This is a genomic window from Streptomyces sp. NPDC090445 (genome assembly GCF_044769385.1).
Classification (GTDB): Bacteria; Actinomycetota; Actinomycetes; order Streptomycetales; family Streptomycetaceae; genus Streptomyces.
Window position 1 is genome coordinate 58,038 of sequence record NZ_JBIVXV010000017.1, and the last position, 16,427, is coordinate 74,464.

Genomic DNA, 16,427 nt, shown 5'->3' on the forward strand with positions numbered 1-16,427 from the left:
CCCGCGTGCGTCCGGAAGCCGTGGTCCGGAATATCCCTTATGGTCGGCCGGGGGGACGGCAGTAAGGAGGCCACGGTGCCCAGCCCCACCCCCGCGCCGCCCCGCGACCGGGCCGACACCCCCTGGCGGTCCGAAGGCGCGCCGCCCAGCCAGCAGCCGAGGAAGCGGATGCCCGGCGGCTGGCGCGGGCTGATCCTCGCGGCCCTGGTCGTCTTCCTGGTGACCAACCTGGTGCTGTCGTTCTTCAACGAGGGCGACGAGCCGACGATCTCGTACACCGAGTTCAGCAAGCAGGTCACAGCCGGGAACGTCTCGAAGATCTACTCCAAGGGCGACGCCATCCAGGGCGAGCTGAAGGCGAAGCAGCCGCTGCCGCCGGACGGCGACAAGGCCAAGGGCGACTACACGAAGTTCGTCACCCAGCGGCCCGCCTTCGCCGAGGACGACCTGTGGGCCAACCTCACCAAGCAGAACGTGAACGTGACGGCCTCCCCGGTCGTCGTAGCGCGCAGCTTCCTGGCCAACCTGCTGCTCTCGCTCGCCCCGATGCTGCTGCTGATCCTGCTGTGGGTGTTCATCGCCCGCCGGATGGGCTCGGCGATGGGCGGCGGCCTCGGCGGGCTGGGCCGCAAGGCGCCGCCGCGGCCCGTGGAGCTCCAGGAGGGCGCGAAGCGCACCACCTTCGACGACGTGGCGGGCATCGACGAGGTCGCGGGCGAGCTGAACGACGTCGTCGACTTCCTGAAGGACCCGCAGCGGTACCGCAGGATGGGCGCCCGGATGCCCGGCGGCGTGCTCCTCTCGGGCCTCCCCGGCACGGGAAAGACGCTGCTGGCGCGCGCGGTCGCCGGCGAGGCGGGCGTGCCGTTCTTCTCCGCTTCGGCGTCCGAGTTCATCGAGATGATCGTCGGCGTCGGCGCCTCCCGCGTCCGGGAGCTGTTCGCCGAGGCGCGCAAGGTCGCGCCCGCGATCATCTTCATCGACGAGATCGACACCATCGGCCGGGCGCGCGGCGCCGGCGGAGGCATCGGCGGGCACGACGAGCGCGAGCAGACCCTCAACCAGATCCTGACCGAGATGGACGGCTTCTCCGGCTCCGAGGGCGTGGTCGTGATCGCCGCGACCAACCGGGCCGACGTCCTGGACCCGGCCCTCACCCGCCCCGGCCGCTTCGACCGCACGGTGACGGTCTCCCCGCCCGACAAGAGCGGCCGCGCGGCGATCCTGCGCATCCACACCCGCGACATCCCGCTCGCCCCGGACGTGGACCTGGAGCACGTGGCCGCCACGACGCCCGGCATGACCGGCGCCGACCTCTCCAACCTCGCCAACGAGGCCGCCCTGCTGGCAGTCAAGCGGGGGCGGGACGAGGTCACGCCGGCCGACCTGTCCGAGGCCCTGGAGAAGGTGCAGCTGGGCGCGGAGCGGCCGCTCGTCATGCCGGAGGAGGAGCGCCGGCGCACCGCGTACCACGAGAGCGGGCACGCGCTGCTCGGCATGCTCCAGCCGGGCGCCGACCCGGTCCGGAAGGTCACGATCGTGCCGCGCGGCCGGGCGCTCGGCGTGACCCTGTCCACGCCGGAGGCGGACCGCTACGCCTACACCGAGGAGTACCTGCGCGGCCGGATCATCGGCGCCCTGGGCGGCATGGCGGCCGAGCACACCGTGTACGACGTGATCACCACGGGGTCCGAGAACGACCTGGAACAGGCCACCGGCCTCGTCCGCGGCATGGTCGGCCGGTGGGGCATGAGCGAGCGCATCGGCCGCCTCACCGCGATCCCGTCGGACCCGCAGAGCCCGTACGGCCTGGTGGCGGCCCCTGCCACGCTCGACGCGGTGGACCACGAGATGCGGCGGATCGTGGACGAGTGCTACATGGAGGCCTGCCGCCTGCTGCGCGAGCACCGGCCGAAACTCGACGCCCTCGCCGAGGCCCTGCTGGCGAACGAGACGCTGGACGAGGCCGCCGCGTACGCCGCGGCCGGCATCCCGCGTCTGGCGAAGTGACCGGCGCCGCCCCGGCCGCCGGGGATCGCCCGCGCGGTCAGGGCACGCGGGCGATCACGTAGCGGAAGATGTTCGGCAGCCAGACGGCGCCGTCGGCCCGCTCGTACGGGTGAAGTGCCTCGGCCAGCTCCTTCTCGACCTGTGCCGGGTCGCACGAGCGGTCGTACAGCCCGGTCGAGAGCAGGCCGCGCACCGCGCTGTCCGCGTCGGCGTACCCGAAGGGGCAGAACACCCGGCCCGAGCCGTCGGGCACCAGTCCGGCCGCCTCCGCCAGCGCGTCCAGGTCCTGCGGGACCGGCCCGCAGCCGTGCACCGCCGGCACCGTGCAGCGCTCCGCCGGGCCCCAGCCGGCCAGGACCACCGCCCCGCCGCGCCGGACGGCCGGCAGGGCCGCGGCCAGGGCCGCGGGCGAGGTCGAGAAGCCGAGCAGCACGTCGTACGGCCGGACCCCGGTCGGCGGGGTCGCCGCCACCTCCAGCAGGCGTTCGCGTGCGAGCGCGCGCCGGGCCGGGTCCGGCTCCACGCCCGTGGCCGCGGCTCCCCGCCCCTCGGCCAGCAGCAGGGCCAGCCCGGCTCCGCAGTCCAGGCCGAGCAGCCGGTCGCCCGGCCCGATCTCCAGCCGGTCGAAGACCGCCTCGTACAGCGGTACGAGCATCCGCTCCTGGATCTCCGCCCAGTCCCGGGCGGCGAGTGTCGGCGTCGGCGTCGGTGTCATCGAAAGAGCGCTCCTGATTCCTTGTCGCCCCCGTGCCCCCGTTGCCAGAGAACTCCCCATTCGCCCGCGCGTCCAGAGGAGTGCGCCACCCGATTCACGGATGGAGCGCCCGGCGCCGTACCATTCGCGCCATGGCAAAGGCTCCCGTTCTCACCCCCCAGGCGGAGGATTTCCCCCGCTGGTACCAGGATCTGATCAACAAGGCCGAACTGGCCGACAACGGCCCAGTGCGCGGCACGATGGTCATCCGACCGTACGGCTACGGGCTGTGGGAGCGGATGCAGCAGGAGATGGACGCCCGCATCAAGGAGTCGGGCGCCCAGAACGCGTACTTCCCGATGTTCATCCCGCAGGCCTACCTGACCAAGGAGGCCGAGCACGTCGAGGGCTTCGCCCCCGAGCTCGCGGTCGTCACCCACGGCGGCGGCAAGGAGCTGGAGGAGCCGGTCGTCGTCCGCCCCACCTCCGAGACGATCATCAACGACTACTTCTCGAAGTGGGTGCAGAGCTACCGCGACCTGCCCCTGCTGATCAACCAGTGGGCCAACGTGGTCCGCTGGGAGATGCGCCCCCGCGTCTTCCTCCGTACGAGTGAGTTCCTCTGGCAGGAGGGCCACACCGCCCACGCCACGTACGAGGACGCCCGCGACTACGCCGCGCACATCCACCGGAACGTGTACGGCGACTTCATGACCAACGTGCTCGGCATCGACGTCGTGCTCGGCCGCAAGACCCCCAAGGAGCGCTTCGCCGGCGCCATCAACACCCTCACCCTCGAGGGCATGATGGGCGACGGCAAGGCCCTGCAGCTGGGCACGAGCCACGAGCTCGGCCAGAACTTCGCCAAGGCGTTCCACACCTCCTACCTGTCCAAGGAGGGCAAGCAGGAGCTGGTCTGGCAGACCTCCTGGGGTGTCTCCACCCGCATGGTCGGCGGTCTGATCATGTCCCACGGCGACGACAACGGCCTGCGGGTCCCGCCGCGCCTGGCCCACGTCCAGGTCGTCGTCATGGCGATCAAGGGCGACGAGGCCGTGGCCAAGGTGCGCGAGCTGGGCGCCCGCCTGAAGGCCTCCGGCCTGCGGGTGCACGTCGACGACCGCGTCGACGTCCCGTTCGGCCGCCGCGCCGTGGACTGGGAGCTCAAGGGCGTACCGGTGCGCATCGAGATCGGCCCCCGCGACCTGGAGGCCGGCACCGCGATGCTGGCCCGCCGGATCCCGGGCGGCAAGGAGCCGGTGCAGATCGACGCCCTGACGGACCTGCTGCCCAAGGTGCTGGAGGAGGACCAGGCGCAGCTGCTGCGCGAGTCCCGCGAGCGCCGGGAGTCCCGCACCACCGACGTGGCCACCCTCGAGGAGGCCGCCGAGGCCGCGGTCGCCGGCGGCTGGGCGCGGATCCCGTGGGACGTGCTGGGCCCGGAGGGCGAGGCCAAGCTGGGCGAGCAGGCCGTGACCGTGCGGTGCCTGATCGCCGAGGACGGGTCGGTCCCGGAGTCGGACGATGCGCCCGGTACGCTCGCCATCGTCGCGCGCTCGTACTGATCGCCGATCGGTGATCGACACAGGGTGATACTCACGCAGCCCCGGCGTGCGGCACGAGCCGCGCGCCGGGGCTGACGCGTTCCGGTCGCCGTTACGTACCGACTCATCCTGGGATCGGCGCACCCGTCCTCGTCGGGACGCATCAGGCTGAACTGACTGGTACGTGCAAAAAATTTGGAATGGCCCGGAATCGGAACACCGAGGCCCCTCGGCTCGTTGTCACGACGTGAGCACGACACCACCTGTTCTCGCCGCAGAGCTGGCGCAGGCGTGGGCCGACATTCAGCGGTACCACCCCGAGCTGCCCGATCTTGCCGCCCCCGAATCCCTGATCGGAGAGTCCTCGTCCGCCTGCGGCGCCGAGCTCTCCTTCGAGCGACTGCTGCACGAGGCAGTCCACGGCATCGCCGCTGCCCGCGGAGTGCGCGACACCTCCCGGGCCGGCCGCTACCACAACCGCAGATTCCTCGCGATCGCCGAGGAGATGGGCCTGGACCACTCCGACGAGCCGCACCCGAGCAGCGGCTTCTCGCTGGTCACGCTCAACCCGGAGGCGAAGAAGCGCTACCGCCCCACCATGGAGCGGCTGCAGCGCGCGCTGAAGGCGCACACCGTCGCGACGGCCGCGGACACCAAGCGCAGCTTCCGCGGGCCGGCCGCACGGCACGGCTCCTCGGGCGGCGGCGTGCGCGTCAAGGCCGTCTGCGACTGCGGGCGCAACGTGCGGGTGGTCCCCTCCGTACTGGCCCAGGCGCCGATCGTGTGCGGAGGCTGCATGAAGCCGTTCCGCATCCCCGAGGTCGCCGTCACCGCCGCCGCGTCCTGAGCCGGCGGCGCGTGGCGCCGCGGCACGGTGTGCCACTGACCACCGGGCCCGGGGAGGAGGCGCCGTCGGCATGTGGCACAATGACAAGCTGTACTCGACAGTCGCATAGGACCCCTCTCTCCTCCGGCTGACGCGTCCATCGGGCACCCGAGTACCGCAACCCCACGTGGCATCTCAAAGTGCCCAACCACGTCAAGTTCAGGAGACACCACTCCAGTGGCAGTCAAGATCAAGCTCAAGCGCCTCGGCAAGATTCGCTCTCCCCACTACCGCATCGTCGTCGCCGACGCCCGCACCCGCCGGGACGGCCGCGCGATCGAGGAGATCGGCATCTACCAGCCGACTTACAACCCCTCGCGCATCGAGGTCAACGCCGAGCGCGCGCAGTACTGGCTGTCCGTCGGCGCCCAGCCGACCGACGCCGTCCTCGCCATCCTGAAGCTGACCGGCGACTGGCAGAAGCACAAGGGCCTGCCGGCCCCGGCGCCGCTGCTGCAGCCGGCCACCAAGGAAGACAAGCGCCGCTCCTTCGAGGAGTTCGCCAAGGCCCTCGAGGGCATCGGCGAGACCAAGGGCGAGGCCATCACGCAGAAGAAGAAGGCCGACAAGAAGGCGGACGAGGCTGAGGCCGCCGCCGAGTCGACCGAGGCCTGAGCATGCTCGAGGAGGCTCTTGAGCACCTCGTAAAGGGCATTGTGGACAACCCCGACGACGTGCAGGTCGCCTCGCGCAACCTGCGGCGCGGCCAGGTGCTCGAGGTCCGGGTCCACCCGGACGACCTCGGGAAGGTGATCGGCCGCAACGGCCGCACCGCACGTGCCCTGCGTACCGTCGTGGGCGCCATCGGCGGCCGCGGAATCCGCGTCGACCTCGTCGACGTGGACCACGTCCGCTGAGCAGTTGAATCACCGGCACGGGCCGGGGAGGGCATGCGTGCCCGCCCCGGCCCGTCGTCGTCTGGACAGGAGAGACAGACAGTGCAGCTGGTAGTCGCGCGGATCGGCCGCGCCCACGGGATCAAGGGTGAGGTCACCGTCGAGGTGCGGACCGACGAGCCGGAGCTGCGGCTCGCCCCCGGTGCCGTTCTGATGACGGAGCCGGCCTCCACGGGTCCGCTGACCATCGAGACGGGCCGTGTGCACAGCGGGCGCCTCCTGCTGCGGTTCGAGGGCGTCAGGGACCGCAACGGCGCCGAGGCGCTGCGCAACACCCTGCTGATCGCCGAGGTGGACCCGGCGGAGCTGCCCGAGGAGCCCGACGAGTACTACGACCACCAGCTGATCGACCTGGACGTCGTCCTGGAGGACGGCACCGAGGTCGGCCGGATCACCGAGATCAGCCACCTGCCCTCGCAGGACCTGTTCATCGTCGAGCGGGAGGACGGCTCCGAGGTGATGATCCCCTTCGTCGAGGAGATCGTCGCCGAGATCGACCTGGAGGAGCAGCGCTGCGTCATCACCCCGCCGCCCGGGCTGATCGACGACCGCGCCGAGACCGTCTCCGCGCGCGACAACGGGGAAGAGGCCTGATGCGGCTCGACGTCGTCACGATCTTCCCCGAGTACCTGGAGCCGCTGAACGTCTCCCTCGTCGGCAAGGCGCGGGCCCGCGGGCAGCTCGGCGTACACGTCCACGACCTGCGCGACTGGACGTACGACCGGCACAACACCGTCGACGACACCCCGTACGGCGGCGGCCCCGGCATGGTGATGAAGACCGGGCCGTGGGGCGAGGCCCTCGACGAGGCCCTGGCCGACGGGTACGAGGCCGGCGCCCACGGGCCCGTCCTGGTCGTGCCCACGCCCAGCGGCCGCCCCTTCACCCAGGAACTCGCCGTCGAGCTCTCCGAGCGGCCCTGGCTGATCTTCACCCCCGCCCGCTACGAGGGCATCGACCGCCGCGTCATGGACGAGTACGCCACGCGCATGCCGGTCTACGAGGTCTCCATCGGCGACTACGTCCTGGCGGGCGGCGAGGCGGCGGTGCTTGTGATCACCGAGGCCGTGGCCCGGCTGCTGCCCGGCGTCCTCGGCAACGCCGAATCGCACCGCGACGACTCCTTCGCCCCCGGCGAGATGGAGAACCTGCTGGAGGGGCCCGTCTACACCAAGCCCCCCGAGTGGCGCGGCCGCGGCATCCCGGACGTGCTCCTCAGCGGGCACCACGGGAAGATCGCCCGGTGGCGCCGCGACGAGGCACTGCGCCGGACCGCGCGGAACCGCCCGGACCTGATCGAGCGCTGCGAGGCGTCCGCGTACGACAAGAAGGACCGGGCGCTGCTCGGCGCCCTGGGCTGGCAGCCGACCGCCGACGGCCGATTTTGGCGCAGGCCCGAGGCCGTGGAAGAATGAGCGGCTGCTGTGTGCTCGCGTACGCCCCTGCCACAGGGGGACAGTCGTACGACGGGTGACGCGGCTCCCGAATTCTCTACGAAAACCCGCACCGGCGACCTGTGGCGTCGTGCGAAGAAAGCAGACGAAGAACATGTCTCACCTGCTCGACGGCATCAACGCCGCCACGCTGCGCTCGGACGTCCCGGCCTTCCGCCCGGGTGACACCGTCAACGTCCACGTCCGCGTCATCGAGGGCAACCGCTCCCGTATCCAGCAGTTCAAGGGTGTCGTCATCCGCCGCCAGGGCGCCGGCGTCTCCGAGACCTTCACCGTTCGCAAGGTCTCCTTCAGCGTCGGTGTCGAGCGCACCTTCCCGGTGAACTCCCCGATCTTCGAGAAGATCGAGGTCGTCACCCGCGGTGACGTGCGTCGCGCCAAGCTGTACTACCTCCGTGAGCTCCGCGGCAAGGCCGCGAAGATCAAGGAGAAGCGCGACCGCTGATCTCCTCTCCGGATCCAGGGGGAGGCCGGATAGGCTCCCCCCAATGGAAACCGAAGCAGAGCTCACTCGACGCGGCCGCTCCGCCCCCGGCACGGGGGAGGAGCGGCCGCGTTCTGCTTTCGGCCGGGCGTCCGCCCGGAGTCTCGCCCGGCGGGGCCTGCGGGCGCTGCCGACCTGGCGCGGCGCCGCGGTCCTCGGCGTGCTGTGCACGGTCTTCCTGCTGCTGCTCAGCAACTTCGTGGTGCAGCCCTTCCTCATCCCGAGCAAGTCGATGGAGCCGACGCTGCAGGTCGGGGACCGGGTCCTGGTCAACAAGCTGGCGTACCGTTTCGGCAGTCAACCGCGGCGCGGGGACGTGGTCGTGTTCGACGGCACCGGCTCCTTCGTGCAGGAGCCGGCCGCGGAGAACCGGCTCACCGGGCTCGTGCGCGGGGCGGCTTCCACCCTCGGGATCGGCGAGCCGTCCGACACGGACTTCGTCAAACGGGTCGTCGGGGTCGGCGGCGACGACGTGGTGTGCTGCGACGCCGGCGGACGGATCAAGGTCAACGGGACGCCGGTGGACGAGCCGTACCTGTACCCGGGCGACACCCCGTCGAAGGTCCCGTTCCGGATCGTGGTGCCCCTGGGAACCCTGTGGGTCATGGGCGACCACCGCTCCCAGTCCCGGGACTCGCGGGACCACTTGGGCGAGCCCGGCGGAGGGATGGTGCCGGTGGAGAAGGTGATCGGGCGGGCCGACTGGATCGGCTGGCCCGTCGCGCGCTGGGGTACGACCGGCCCACGCGGCGGCGGCGCGGCAGGCGGCGGCCATGGGTAGCCGCGGACGGTCCCGCGGCGGGCGGGGGCGCACCGACCGGGTCAGCGCCGCCGACCTGCTGCGCGACGACGCAGCACGGACCGGCCGGGCGGGTGGCGAGGGCACGCGCGGCGAGAGCACACGAGGTGAGAGCGCACGCGGCGAGGGCAGCCGCGCTGCGAGGGCGCGCGGCGAGGGGGCGCGCGGCGGTGGCCGCGCCGAACAGCGGCGGGCCGAGCGGCCGCGCCGCGGCCGTGCGACAGAGCCGGAGCCGGAGACGCGGTCCCGCAAGCGGCCCGCCGCGCCGGCCGGCGGGCCGGAGGGCGGCGGCCGGGCCGAGCGGCGCCGGCTGGCCCGCCGGATCCGCAGGCGCAGGCGCACGCGCCGGGCGGGCGAGCTGCCCCTGCTGGTGGTCGCCGCGCTGTGCATCGCGCTCCTCCTGAAGACCTTCCTGGTCCAGGCGTTCTTCATCCCGTCCGGGTCCATGGAGCAGACCATCCGGATCGGCGACCGGGTCCTCGTCGACAAGCTCACCCCGTGGTTCGGCTCCCCGATCGAGCGGGGCGACGTCGTCGTGTTCAAGGACCCCGGGGGCTGGCTCAAGGGCGAGGCCGCGCGCCCGCCCCGCGACCCGGTGGGCGTCAAGCAGATCAAGCAGGTCCTGACGTTCATCGGCCTGCTGCCCTCGGCCGACGAGCAGGACCTGATCAAGCGGGTCATCGCCGTCGGCGGCGACACCGTCGTGTGCTGCGACGCCCAGGGCCGGGTCACCGTCAACGGGGCGCCGCTCGATGAGCCGTACGTGAACCCCGGAAACGCCCCCTCCGAGATCCGCTTCGAGGTGCAGGTGCCGCCCGGGCGGCTGTTCGTCATGGGCGACCACCGGGCGAATTCGGCCGATTCCCGGTTCCACCTCGACGAGCCGTTCCAGGGCACCATCGACGAGAAGGGCGTCGTCGGGGAGGCCGTGGTCATCGCCTGGCCGTTCGACCACTGGCGCAGGCTGGAGCAGCCCGCGACGTTCGCCACCGTGCCCGATCAGCAACGCAGCGGGCGACGCGGCCGCCGCGGGCGCCGCGGAGGACCGCCCTTCGCATAGTGTGTCCTCGGTCTCCCGAGCCTTAGGGAACTCCCGCTCGTTAAGGGAGGGGAGGACCTGTGCCGTATCCGGCGCGGGCGGCAAATCCGAGTGAGGAGTGGATGTGGGGGACGTGGCGGTGGGTGCGCGATCCGGACGCGATGAAGGCGAGGAGCGGCCGGACGGCATCAATCGCGATGCCGAGGGCGAGGCCGAGGACGCCGAGGACGGCGCCGAGGAGCACCCGCAGCGGTCGTTCTGGAAGGAGCTCCCGCTCCTCATCGGCATCGCCCTGCTGCTCGCCCTGCTGATCAAGACCTTCCTGGTGCAGGCGTTCTCGATCCCGTCCGACTCGATGCAGAACACCCTGCAGCGCGGCGACCGGGTGCTCGTGGACAAGCTGACCCCGTGGTTCGGCTCGGAGCCCGAGCGCGGCGAGGTCGTGGTCTTCCACGACCCGGCGAGCTGGCTGGCCGGGGAGCCCACCCCGGAGCCCAACTTCCTGCAGACGATCCTCAGCAAGATCGGCCTGATGCCGTCCGCGGACGAGAAGGACCTGATCAAGCGGGTCATCGCCATCGGCGGGGACACGGTCGAGTGCAAGAAGGGCGGACCGGTCGTCGTCAACGGCAAGCCGTTGGACGAGCCGTACGTCTTCCCGGGGAACACCCCGTGCGACGACGCCCCCTTCGGCCCGCTGACCGTGCCCAAGGGCAAGCTCTGGGTGATGGGCGACCACCGCCAGAACTCGCAGGACTCCCGCTACCACATGCAGGACTCCACCCAGGGCTTCGTGCCGGTCGACAAGGTCGTCGGGCGGGCCGTGGTCGTCGCGTGGCCGCTCACCCGCTGGTCGACCCTGCCGGTTCCGGACACGTTCGACCAGCCGGGCCTCGGGGACCAGGCCGCGGCCAAGGCGATCGGCGCCGGCCCGGCCGCGCTGGGGCTCGCCGGAGCCGTGCCCGTCGTGGTGTGGCGCCGGCGGAGGCTGACCAGCGGGACTACCGGCAGGTAGGGTGCCGCCCAGGTCGTCGATCCCGGATGTGGGGGCGCTGCTATGGGCGGAACGCCGAAAGGCACTACACAGACAAGCAGTACGCAGGAAATACGCAGTGGCAGTGACGGCCGCGGCGGTGTCGGCAACGTGTTGTCCGGGGTCGCCGTGGCCGTCGGCTTTGTGCTCTTCCTGGGGGGCTTCGTATGGGCCGCGCTGCTCTACCAGCCCTACACGGTGCCGACCGACTCGATGACGCCGGCGGTGAAGCCCGGCGACCGGGTGCTCGCCCAGCGCATCGACGGCGGCGAGGTGCGGCGCGGGGACATCGTCATCTTCACTGATGCCATGTGGAGCGACTCCCCCATGGTCAAGAGGGTCGTCGGCATCGGCGGCGACACCGTGAGGTGCTGCGGGGAGGGCGGCCGGCTCAGCGTGAACGGCAAGGAGCTGGACGAGCCCTACATCGACCGCACCCGGCCCGTGACGCCGGACGGCACGGCCCCCGCGGGCTCCCCGGCCAGCACCCCGTTCGAGGTGACCGTGCCCGAGGGCAACCTCTTCCTGCTCGGCGACAAGCGCTCCAACTCCCTCGACTCCCGGGCCCACCTCCAGGAGGCCGGCCAGGGGACCGTGGCCCGCTCCACCGTCCGCGGCCGCGTCGACGCCCTGGCCTGGCCCTCCATGACCATGGTCGGCCGGCCGCCGGCGTACGCCGGCCTGCCCGGCGGGACCTCGCAGCCGGGGCCGCTGCGGCTCCAGCTCGCCGCCGTCGCCGCCGGGGCCGCGCTGGTGGTGCTGGGGGCCGCGTACGGGCCGCTCGCGCGAGTCCTGGGGCGCGGCCGCAGGCAGGGGACCGCCGGTGTCCGCTGACCTGGCCGCGGACGGCCCGCGCAAGGTGTCCCGGGTGATCCTGCTGGACCCCGAGGACCGGATCCTGCTGCTGCACGGCTTCGAGCCCGGCGACCCGACGGTCGACTGGTGGTTCACCCCGGGCGGCGGGCTGGAGGGCGGCGAGAGCCGGGCGCAGGCCGCGCTGCGGGAACTCGCCGAGGAAACCGGCATCACCGAGGTGGAACTGGGGCCGGTGCTGTGGCACCGGTACTGCTCCTTCCCGTTCGACGGGCGGCGCTGGGAGCAGGACGAGTGGTACTACCTGGCCCGGACCGCGCAGACCCGGACAGAGCCGCACGGGCTCACCGAGCTGGAGCAGCGCAGCGTCAAGGGGGCCAGGTGGTGGACGCCGGAGGAGCTCCTGGCGGCCCGCGAGACGGTGTACCCGACCCGGCTGGCAGAGCTGCTGCGCACACTGTTGGACGACGGCCCCCCGGCCACGCCGGTGCAGCTGGCGCCGGAAATCGTCTAGGGCCGCCTCGGCCTGCCGCACAATAGGGAGACGCACGGCTGAAGGGGAACATGCCATGAGCGCCGAGGACCTCGAGAAGTACGAGACCGAGATGGAGCTGAAGCTCTATCGCGAGTACCGCGACGTCGTCGGGCTGTTCAAGTACGTGATCGAGACGGAACGCCGCTTCTACCTGACGAACGACTACGAGATGCAGGTGCACTCGGTGCAGGGAGAGGTGTTCTTCGAAGTCACGATGGCCGACGCCTGGGTGTGGGACATGTACCGGCCGGCCCGCTTCGTGAAGCAGGTACGGGTGCTGACCTTCAAGGACGTGAACATCGAGGAGCTCAACAAGACCGACCTCGAACTCCCGGGCAGCTGATCCCTCCCCGGATCCCTCCCCCTCGGGGGTGAGCGGGTTGTCCACAACGGCCCGGCCGTCCACCAAGATCCACAGGGTGGGCGGGTCCGCGGGATCGTCGGGGCCGGAGGTGGTGCCCGATGAACGCGAAGGGCGTGGCGCGACAGGCGCTGGGGCGGTACGGGGAGGATCTGGCGGCGCGGCGGCTGGCCGAGGCCGGCATGACGGTCATCGCACGGAACTGGCGGTGCCGGGCCGGGGAGATCGACATCGTCGCGCGGGACGGTGACGCCCTCGTCGTGTGCGAGGTCAAGACCCGCCGGGCGGGGCCGTTCGAGCATCCCATGGCCGCGGTCCGGCCGGGCAAGGCCGAGCGGCTGCGGAGGCTCGCCGGGCGCTGGCTCGCCGACCACGGCGGACCGCCCCCGGGCGGGGTGCGCATCGACCTGGTCGGTGTCCTGCTGCCGCGGCGCGGCGCGCCCGTGGTGGAGCACGTCCGGGGGGTGGCGTGATGGGCTTCGCACGGGCCTGCTCGGTCGCCCTGGTGGGCGTCGAGGGCGTGGTGGTGGAGGTCCAGGCCGACCTGGAGCCCGGTGTGGCGGCGTTCACGCTGGTGGGGCTGCCCGACAAGACCCTCGTCGAAAGCCGGGACCGGGTCCGCGCCGCCGTCGTGAACTCGGGCGCCGCCTGGCCGCAGAAGAAGCTCACGGTCGGGCTCAGCCCCGCCTCGGTGCCGAAATCGGGCGCCGGCTTCGACCTGGCCGTGGCCGCGGCGGTGCTGGGGGCGGCCGAGGTGGTCGATCCCGCGGTCATCGCCGACCTGGTGCTCGTCGGGGAGCTGGGCCTGGACGGCCGGGTCCGCCCCGTGCCGGGCGTGCTGCCCGCGGTCCTCGCCGCCGCGGAGGCCGGATACCGCAGCGTGGTCGTGCCCCGGCGGTGCGCCGCCGAGGCGCGGCTGGTCCCGGACGTCTCCGTGCTCGGCGTGGGCAGCCTGCGCGACCTGATCGCCGTCCTCACCGGCGGGACGGTCCCCGACGAGGAGCCGCCGGACGAGGCCGGGCGGCCGGGCCCCGGGCCGGGCCCCGGACCGGCGGGCCTGCTGGTCCCGGGCGCCGGGCTGGGCACCGGGGTCGTGCCGGGCGGGGGAGCGGCCGGGGAGGCCGCGGACTTCCCCGACCTGCGTGACGTCGCCGGGCAGCACACGGCCCGCCGGGCCCTGGAGGTGGCCGCCTCCGGGGGCCACCACCTCTTCCTCAGCGGACCCCCGGGCGCCGGCAAGACGATGCTGGCCGAGCGGCTCCCCTGGATCCTGCCGCCCCTCACCCGGCAGGACTCCCTGGAGGTCACCGCCGTCCACTCGGTCGCGGGCATCCTGCCGCCCGGCGATCCGCTGGTCGGCAGGCCCCCGTACTGCGCGCCCCACCACTCGGCGACGATGCAGTCGCTGGTCGGCGGCGGGGCGGGCGTGCCCCGGCCCGGGGCGGTCTCCCTGGCCCACCGCGGCGTGCTCTTCCTCGACGAGGCCGCGGAGTTCGGCACGAAGGCGCTGGACGCGCTGCGCCAGCCCCTCGAATCGGGGCGGGTGGTCATCGCCCGGGCCGCCGGGGTGGTGCAGCTGCCGGCGAGGTTCCTCATGGTCCTCGCGGCGAACCCCTGCCCGTGCGGGCGGCACGGGCTGCCGGGCGCCGGCTGCGAGTGCCCCGCCTCGGCCGTCCGGCGCTACCAGGCGCGGCTGTCCGGGCCGCTGCTGGACCGGGTGGACCTGCGCGTCGGGGTCGAGCCCGTCGGCCGCTCCGAGCTGCTCGGCGGCGGCCGCGGGGAGACCACGGCGGTGGTCGCCGCCCGGGTCCGGCGGGCCCGGGACCGCGCCGCCGCCCGGCTGGCCGGCACCCCGTGGCGGCTCAACGCCGAGATCCCCGGACACGAGCTGCGGACCCGCTGGCCGGCGGCGCCCGGGGCGATGGCGCAGGCCGAGCGGGACCTGGAGCGCGGGCTGCTCACGGCCCGGGGGCTGGACCGGGTGCTGCGGGTCGCCTGGACGGTGGCCGACCTGCGGGGCAACGACCGGCCCGACGCGCTCGACGTGGCCGTCGCGCTGGAACTGCGGACCGGGATCGGCCGCGGCGCCGTCCTGGCCGCGGGAACCGCGCCGTGACCGCGGCCCGGGGCCCCGACCGGCAGCCACCACCGGGCGCCACCCCGTCCCAAGGCCCGGCCCCGTCCCCTTCCCAGGGTCCAGCCCCGTCCCAAGGCCCGGCCCCGGCTCAGGGTCCGGTATCGGCCCAGGCTCCGGCGTCGGCCTCGGTGCAAGGACCGGCCCCGACCCAGGGTTCGGCCTCGGCCATGGGCCCGGCCCTGGTCTCGGTGCAGGGACTGGCCCCAGCTGGGGGTTCGGCGTCGGCCCAGGAGCCGCTCTCGGCTCAGGGTCCGGCGTCGGCCCAGGGCCCAGCCCCGGCCCCGGCCCCGGCCTCGGCTTCGGCTTCGGCTTCGGCTTCGGCCCAGGGTCCGGCTTCGGCCCAGGGTCCGGCGTCGGCCCAGGGCCCAGCCCCGGCCTCGGCTGAGGGTCCGGCGTCGGCGCAGGGGCCGGTCTCGGCTCAGGACCCAGCCCCGGCCCAGGGCCCAGCCCCAGCCCCGGCCCCGGCCTCGGGGCGAGGACAGGCCCCGGGGCGGGTGCCGGCGTCGGAGGTGGGGGTGTGGGGCGCGGGGGAGGAGCCTGGGGGCGAGGTGCTGGCCCGGGCCGCGCTGACGCGGGTGCTGGAGCCCGGGGACGAGTACGCCGGGCGCTGGCTGCGCGAGCACGGAGCCGTCGGGCTGATACGGCTGCTGACCGGCCCCGACCCGGAGCCGGAGGCACTCGGCGGAGCGGGGCGACGGCGGCTTGCCGGATACCGCCGACGGGCCGGACTCGCCGACCCCCGGCGGGACCTCGCGGCCGCCGCCGGGGCGGGCTGCCGGTTCATCTGCCCCGGGTCGGCCCAGTGGCCGACCCAGCTCGACGACCTCGGCGACGCCCGGCCCGTCGGCCTGTGGGTGCGGGGCACCCCCGACCTGCGGACCTGGGCGCTGCGCTCGGTCGCCCTGGTCGGCGCCCGCGCCTGCACCCCGTACGGCGCGCACATGGCCCACACCCTGGCCGCCGGGCTCGCCGAGCGGGGCTGGGTCGTGGTGTCCGGGGCCGCGTACGGGATCGACGGCGCGGCCCACCGCGGAGCCCTCGGCAGCGGCGGCGCCACGGCCGCGGTGCTGGCCTGCGGGGTGGACGTCGCCTACCCCCGCGGACACGCCGGGCTGCTCGGGGCCATCGCCGGCCAGGGGCTGGTGCTGGGGGAGCTGCCGCCCGGCAGCCACCCGACGCCCGCCCGGTTCGTGCTGCGCAACCGGGTCATCGCGGCCCTCACCCGGGGCACCGTCGTGGTCGAGGCCGCCTACCGCAGCGGCTCCCTGGTCACCGCGCGGCGGGCCCGCGAGCTGGGGCGGTTCACCATGGGCGTCCCCGGCCCCGCGACCAGCGGGCTCTCGGCCGGGGTGCACGAACTGCTGCGCGGCGAGGCCGTGCTCGTCACCGACGCCGCGGAGGTCGTCGAACTGGTCGGCGGGATGGGGGAGCTCGCCCCCGAGCGGCGCGGCCCCGTCATGCCCCGGGACCTGCTGCACCCGGACACCGCCCGGGTGCTCGAAGCACTCCCGGCCGGCCGCACCGCGCAGGTGGAGGAGCTCGCCCTCGCCGCGGGCACCGGAACCGATGAAGTCATCGGCAGACTGTACGAACTTCACTCTCTGGGGTTCGTCGAACGGCTGGGCGACGGCTGGCGGTTGACGCCGCAGACACGCCGATGAGCCACACGAACCGGTGGCACCCGGCGAGGCGTTCGCTGACCTGGGGCGTTCCGGTGAAAGAGTGAAGCCGATGAAAGACGC

Annotated in this window: 18 protein-coding genes; 17 read left to right on the plus strand and 1 reads right to left on the minus strand. The window is 73.4% G+C overall.

What is annotated here, in order from left to right; genetic code table 11:
* The first annotated feature begins 39 nt into the window (after window positions 1-39).
* Entirely contained in the window at window positions 40-2,010 is a 1,971-nt protein-coding gene (ftsH, locus tag ACIQUT_RS26950; RefSeq protein WP_403566380.1) for an ATP-dependent zinc metalloprotease FtsH, read from the plus strand.
* Window positions 2,011-2,047: 37 nt separating this feature from the next.
* Here ftsH and ACIQUT_RS26955 read toward each other — a convergent pair whose 3' ends face one another.
* Window positions 2,048-2,725, minus strand: coding sequence for an SAM-dependent methyltransferase (locus ACIQUT_RS26955; RefSeq protein ID WP_403566382.1), 678 nt, complete (start codon window positions 2,723-2,725; stop codon window positions 2,048-2,050).
* A gap of 131 nt (window positions 2,726-2,856) precedes the next feature.
* Between ACIQUT_RS26955 and proS the strand changes: the two genes are divergently transcribed.
* The 16 genes from proS to dprA all read left to right on the plus strand — a co-directional run bounded on the left by proS (window position 2,857) and on the right by dprA (window position 16,346).
* Entirely contained in the window at window positions 2,857-4,269 is a 1,413-nt protein-coding gene (proS, locus tag ACIQUT_RS26960; RefSeq protein ID WP_403566383.1) for a proline--tRNA ligase, read from the plus strand.
* 226 nt (window positions 4,270-4,495) lie between these two features.
* Window positions 4,496-5,095 (plus strand): hypothetical protein, encoded by a 600-nt coding sequence (locus ACIQUT_RS26965; RefSeq protein WP_403566385.1) that lies wholly within the window; start codon window positions 4,496-4,498, stop codon window positions 5,093-5,095.
* A 216-nt stretch (window positions 5,096-5,311) separates the two neighbouring features.
* Entirely contained in the window at window positions 5,312-5,749 is a 438-nt protein-coding gene (rpsP, locus tag ACIQUT_RS26970) for a 30S ribosomal protein S16 (RefSeq protein WP_179176226.1), read from the plus strand.
* 2 nt (window positions 5,750-5,751) lie between these two features.
* Window positions 5,752-5,991 (plus strand): RNA-binding protein, encoded by a 240-nt coding sequence (locus ACIQUT_RS26975; RefSeq protein ID WP_031107040.1) that lies wholly within the window; start codon window positions 5,752-5,754, stop codon window positions 5,989-5,991.
* An 81-nt stretch (window positions 5,992-6,072) separates the two neighbouring features.
* Window positions 6,073-6,624, plus strand: coding sequence for a ribosome maturation factor RimM (gene rimM, locus ACIQUT_RS26980; RefSeq protein WP_403566386.1), 552 nt, complete (start codon window positions 6,073-6,075; stop codon window positions 6,622-6,624).
* Entirely contained in the window at window positions 6,624-7,445 is an 822-nt protein-coding gene (gene trmD / locus ACIQUT_RS26985; protein ID WP_403566388.1) for a tRNA (guanosine(37)-N1)-methyltransferase TrmD, read from the plus strand. Before rimM ends, trmD begins: the two co-directional genes overlap by 1 nt.
* Window positions 7,446-7,578: 133 nt before the next feature.
* Complete coding sequence (gene rplS / locus ACIQUT_RS26990; RefSeq protein WP_403566390.1) at window positions 7,579-7,929, plus strand: 50S ribosomal protein L19; 351 nt, start codon at window positions 7,579-7,581, stop codon at window positions 7,927-7,929.
* A gap of 43 nt (window positions 7,930-7,972) precedes the next feature.
* Window positions 7,973-8,749 (plus strand): signal peptidase I, encoded by a 777-nt coding sequence (gene lepB, locus ACIQUT_RS26995; protein ID WP_403566391.1) that lies wholly within the window; start codon window positions 7,973-7,975, stop codon window positions 8,747-8,749.
* A complete protein-coding gene (gene lepB, locus ACIQUT_RS27000; RefSeq protein ID WP_403566392.1) occupies window positions 8,742-9,827 on the plus strand; it encodes a signal peptidase I in 1,086 nt (361 codons plus the stop codon). Before lepB (ACIQUT_RS26995) ends, lepB (ACIQUT_RS27000) begins: the two co-directional genes overlap by 8 nt.
* A gap of 166 nt (window positions 9,828-9,993) precedes the next feature.
* On the plus strand, window positions 9,994-10,821 hold the full coding sequence (gene lepB, locus ACIQUT_RS27005; protein WP_403566520.1) for a signal peptidase I: 828 nt from the start codon (window positions 9,994-9,996) through the stop codon (window positions 10,819-10,821).
* A gap of 42 nt (window positions 10,822-10,863) precedes the next feature.
* Window positions 10,864-11,673 carry a signal peptidase I gene (gene lepB, locus ACIQUT_RS27010; protein ID WP_403566394.1) on the plus strand — a complete coding sequence of 270 codons (810 nt, stop codon included), beginning with the start codon at window positions 10,864-10,866 and terminating at the stop codon, window positions 11,671-11,673.
* Entirely contained in the window at window positions 11,663-12,166 is a 504-nt protein-coding gene (locus ACIQUT_RS27015; RefSeq protein WP_403566396.1) for an NUDIX hydrolase, read from the plus strand. The genes lepB (ACIQUT_RS27010) and ACIQUT_RS27015 overlap by 11 nt, the downstream gene beginning before the upstream one ends.
* Before the next feature lie 55 nt (window positions 12,167-12,221).
* Window positions 12,222-12,530 carry a DUF2469 domain-containing protein gene (locus ACIQUT_RS27020; protein WP_179178094.1) on the plus strand — a complete coding sequence of 103 codons (309 nt, stop codon included), beginning with the start codon at window positions 12,222-12,224 and terminating at the stop codon, window positions 12,528-12,530.
* 119 nt (window positions 12,531-12,649) lie between these two features.
* Entirely contained in the window at window positions 12,650-13,021 is a 372-nt protein-coding gene (locus tag ACIQUT_RS27025) for a YraN family protein (protein WP_403566398.1), read from the plus strand.
* Window positions 13,021-14,664: a YifB family Mg chelatase-like AAA ATPase gene (locus tag ACIQUT_RS27030; RefSeq protein WP_403566400.1), complete on the plus strand. Its 1,644-nt coding sequence runs from the start codon at window positions 13,021-13,023 to the stop codon at window positions 14,662-14,664. The genes ACIQUT_RS27025 and ACIQUT_RS27030 overlap by 1 nt, the downstream gene beginning before the upstream one ends.
* A 515-nt stretch (window positions 14,665-15,179) precedes the next feature.
* Window positions 15,180-16,346, plus strand: a complete 1,167-nt coding sequence (gene dprA, locus ACIQUT_RS27035; RefSeq protein WP_403566402.1) for a DNA-processing protein DprA — start codon at window positions 15,180-15,182, stop codon at window positions 16,344-16,346.
* Window positions 16,347-16,427: the final 81 nt, after the last annotated feature.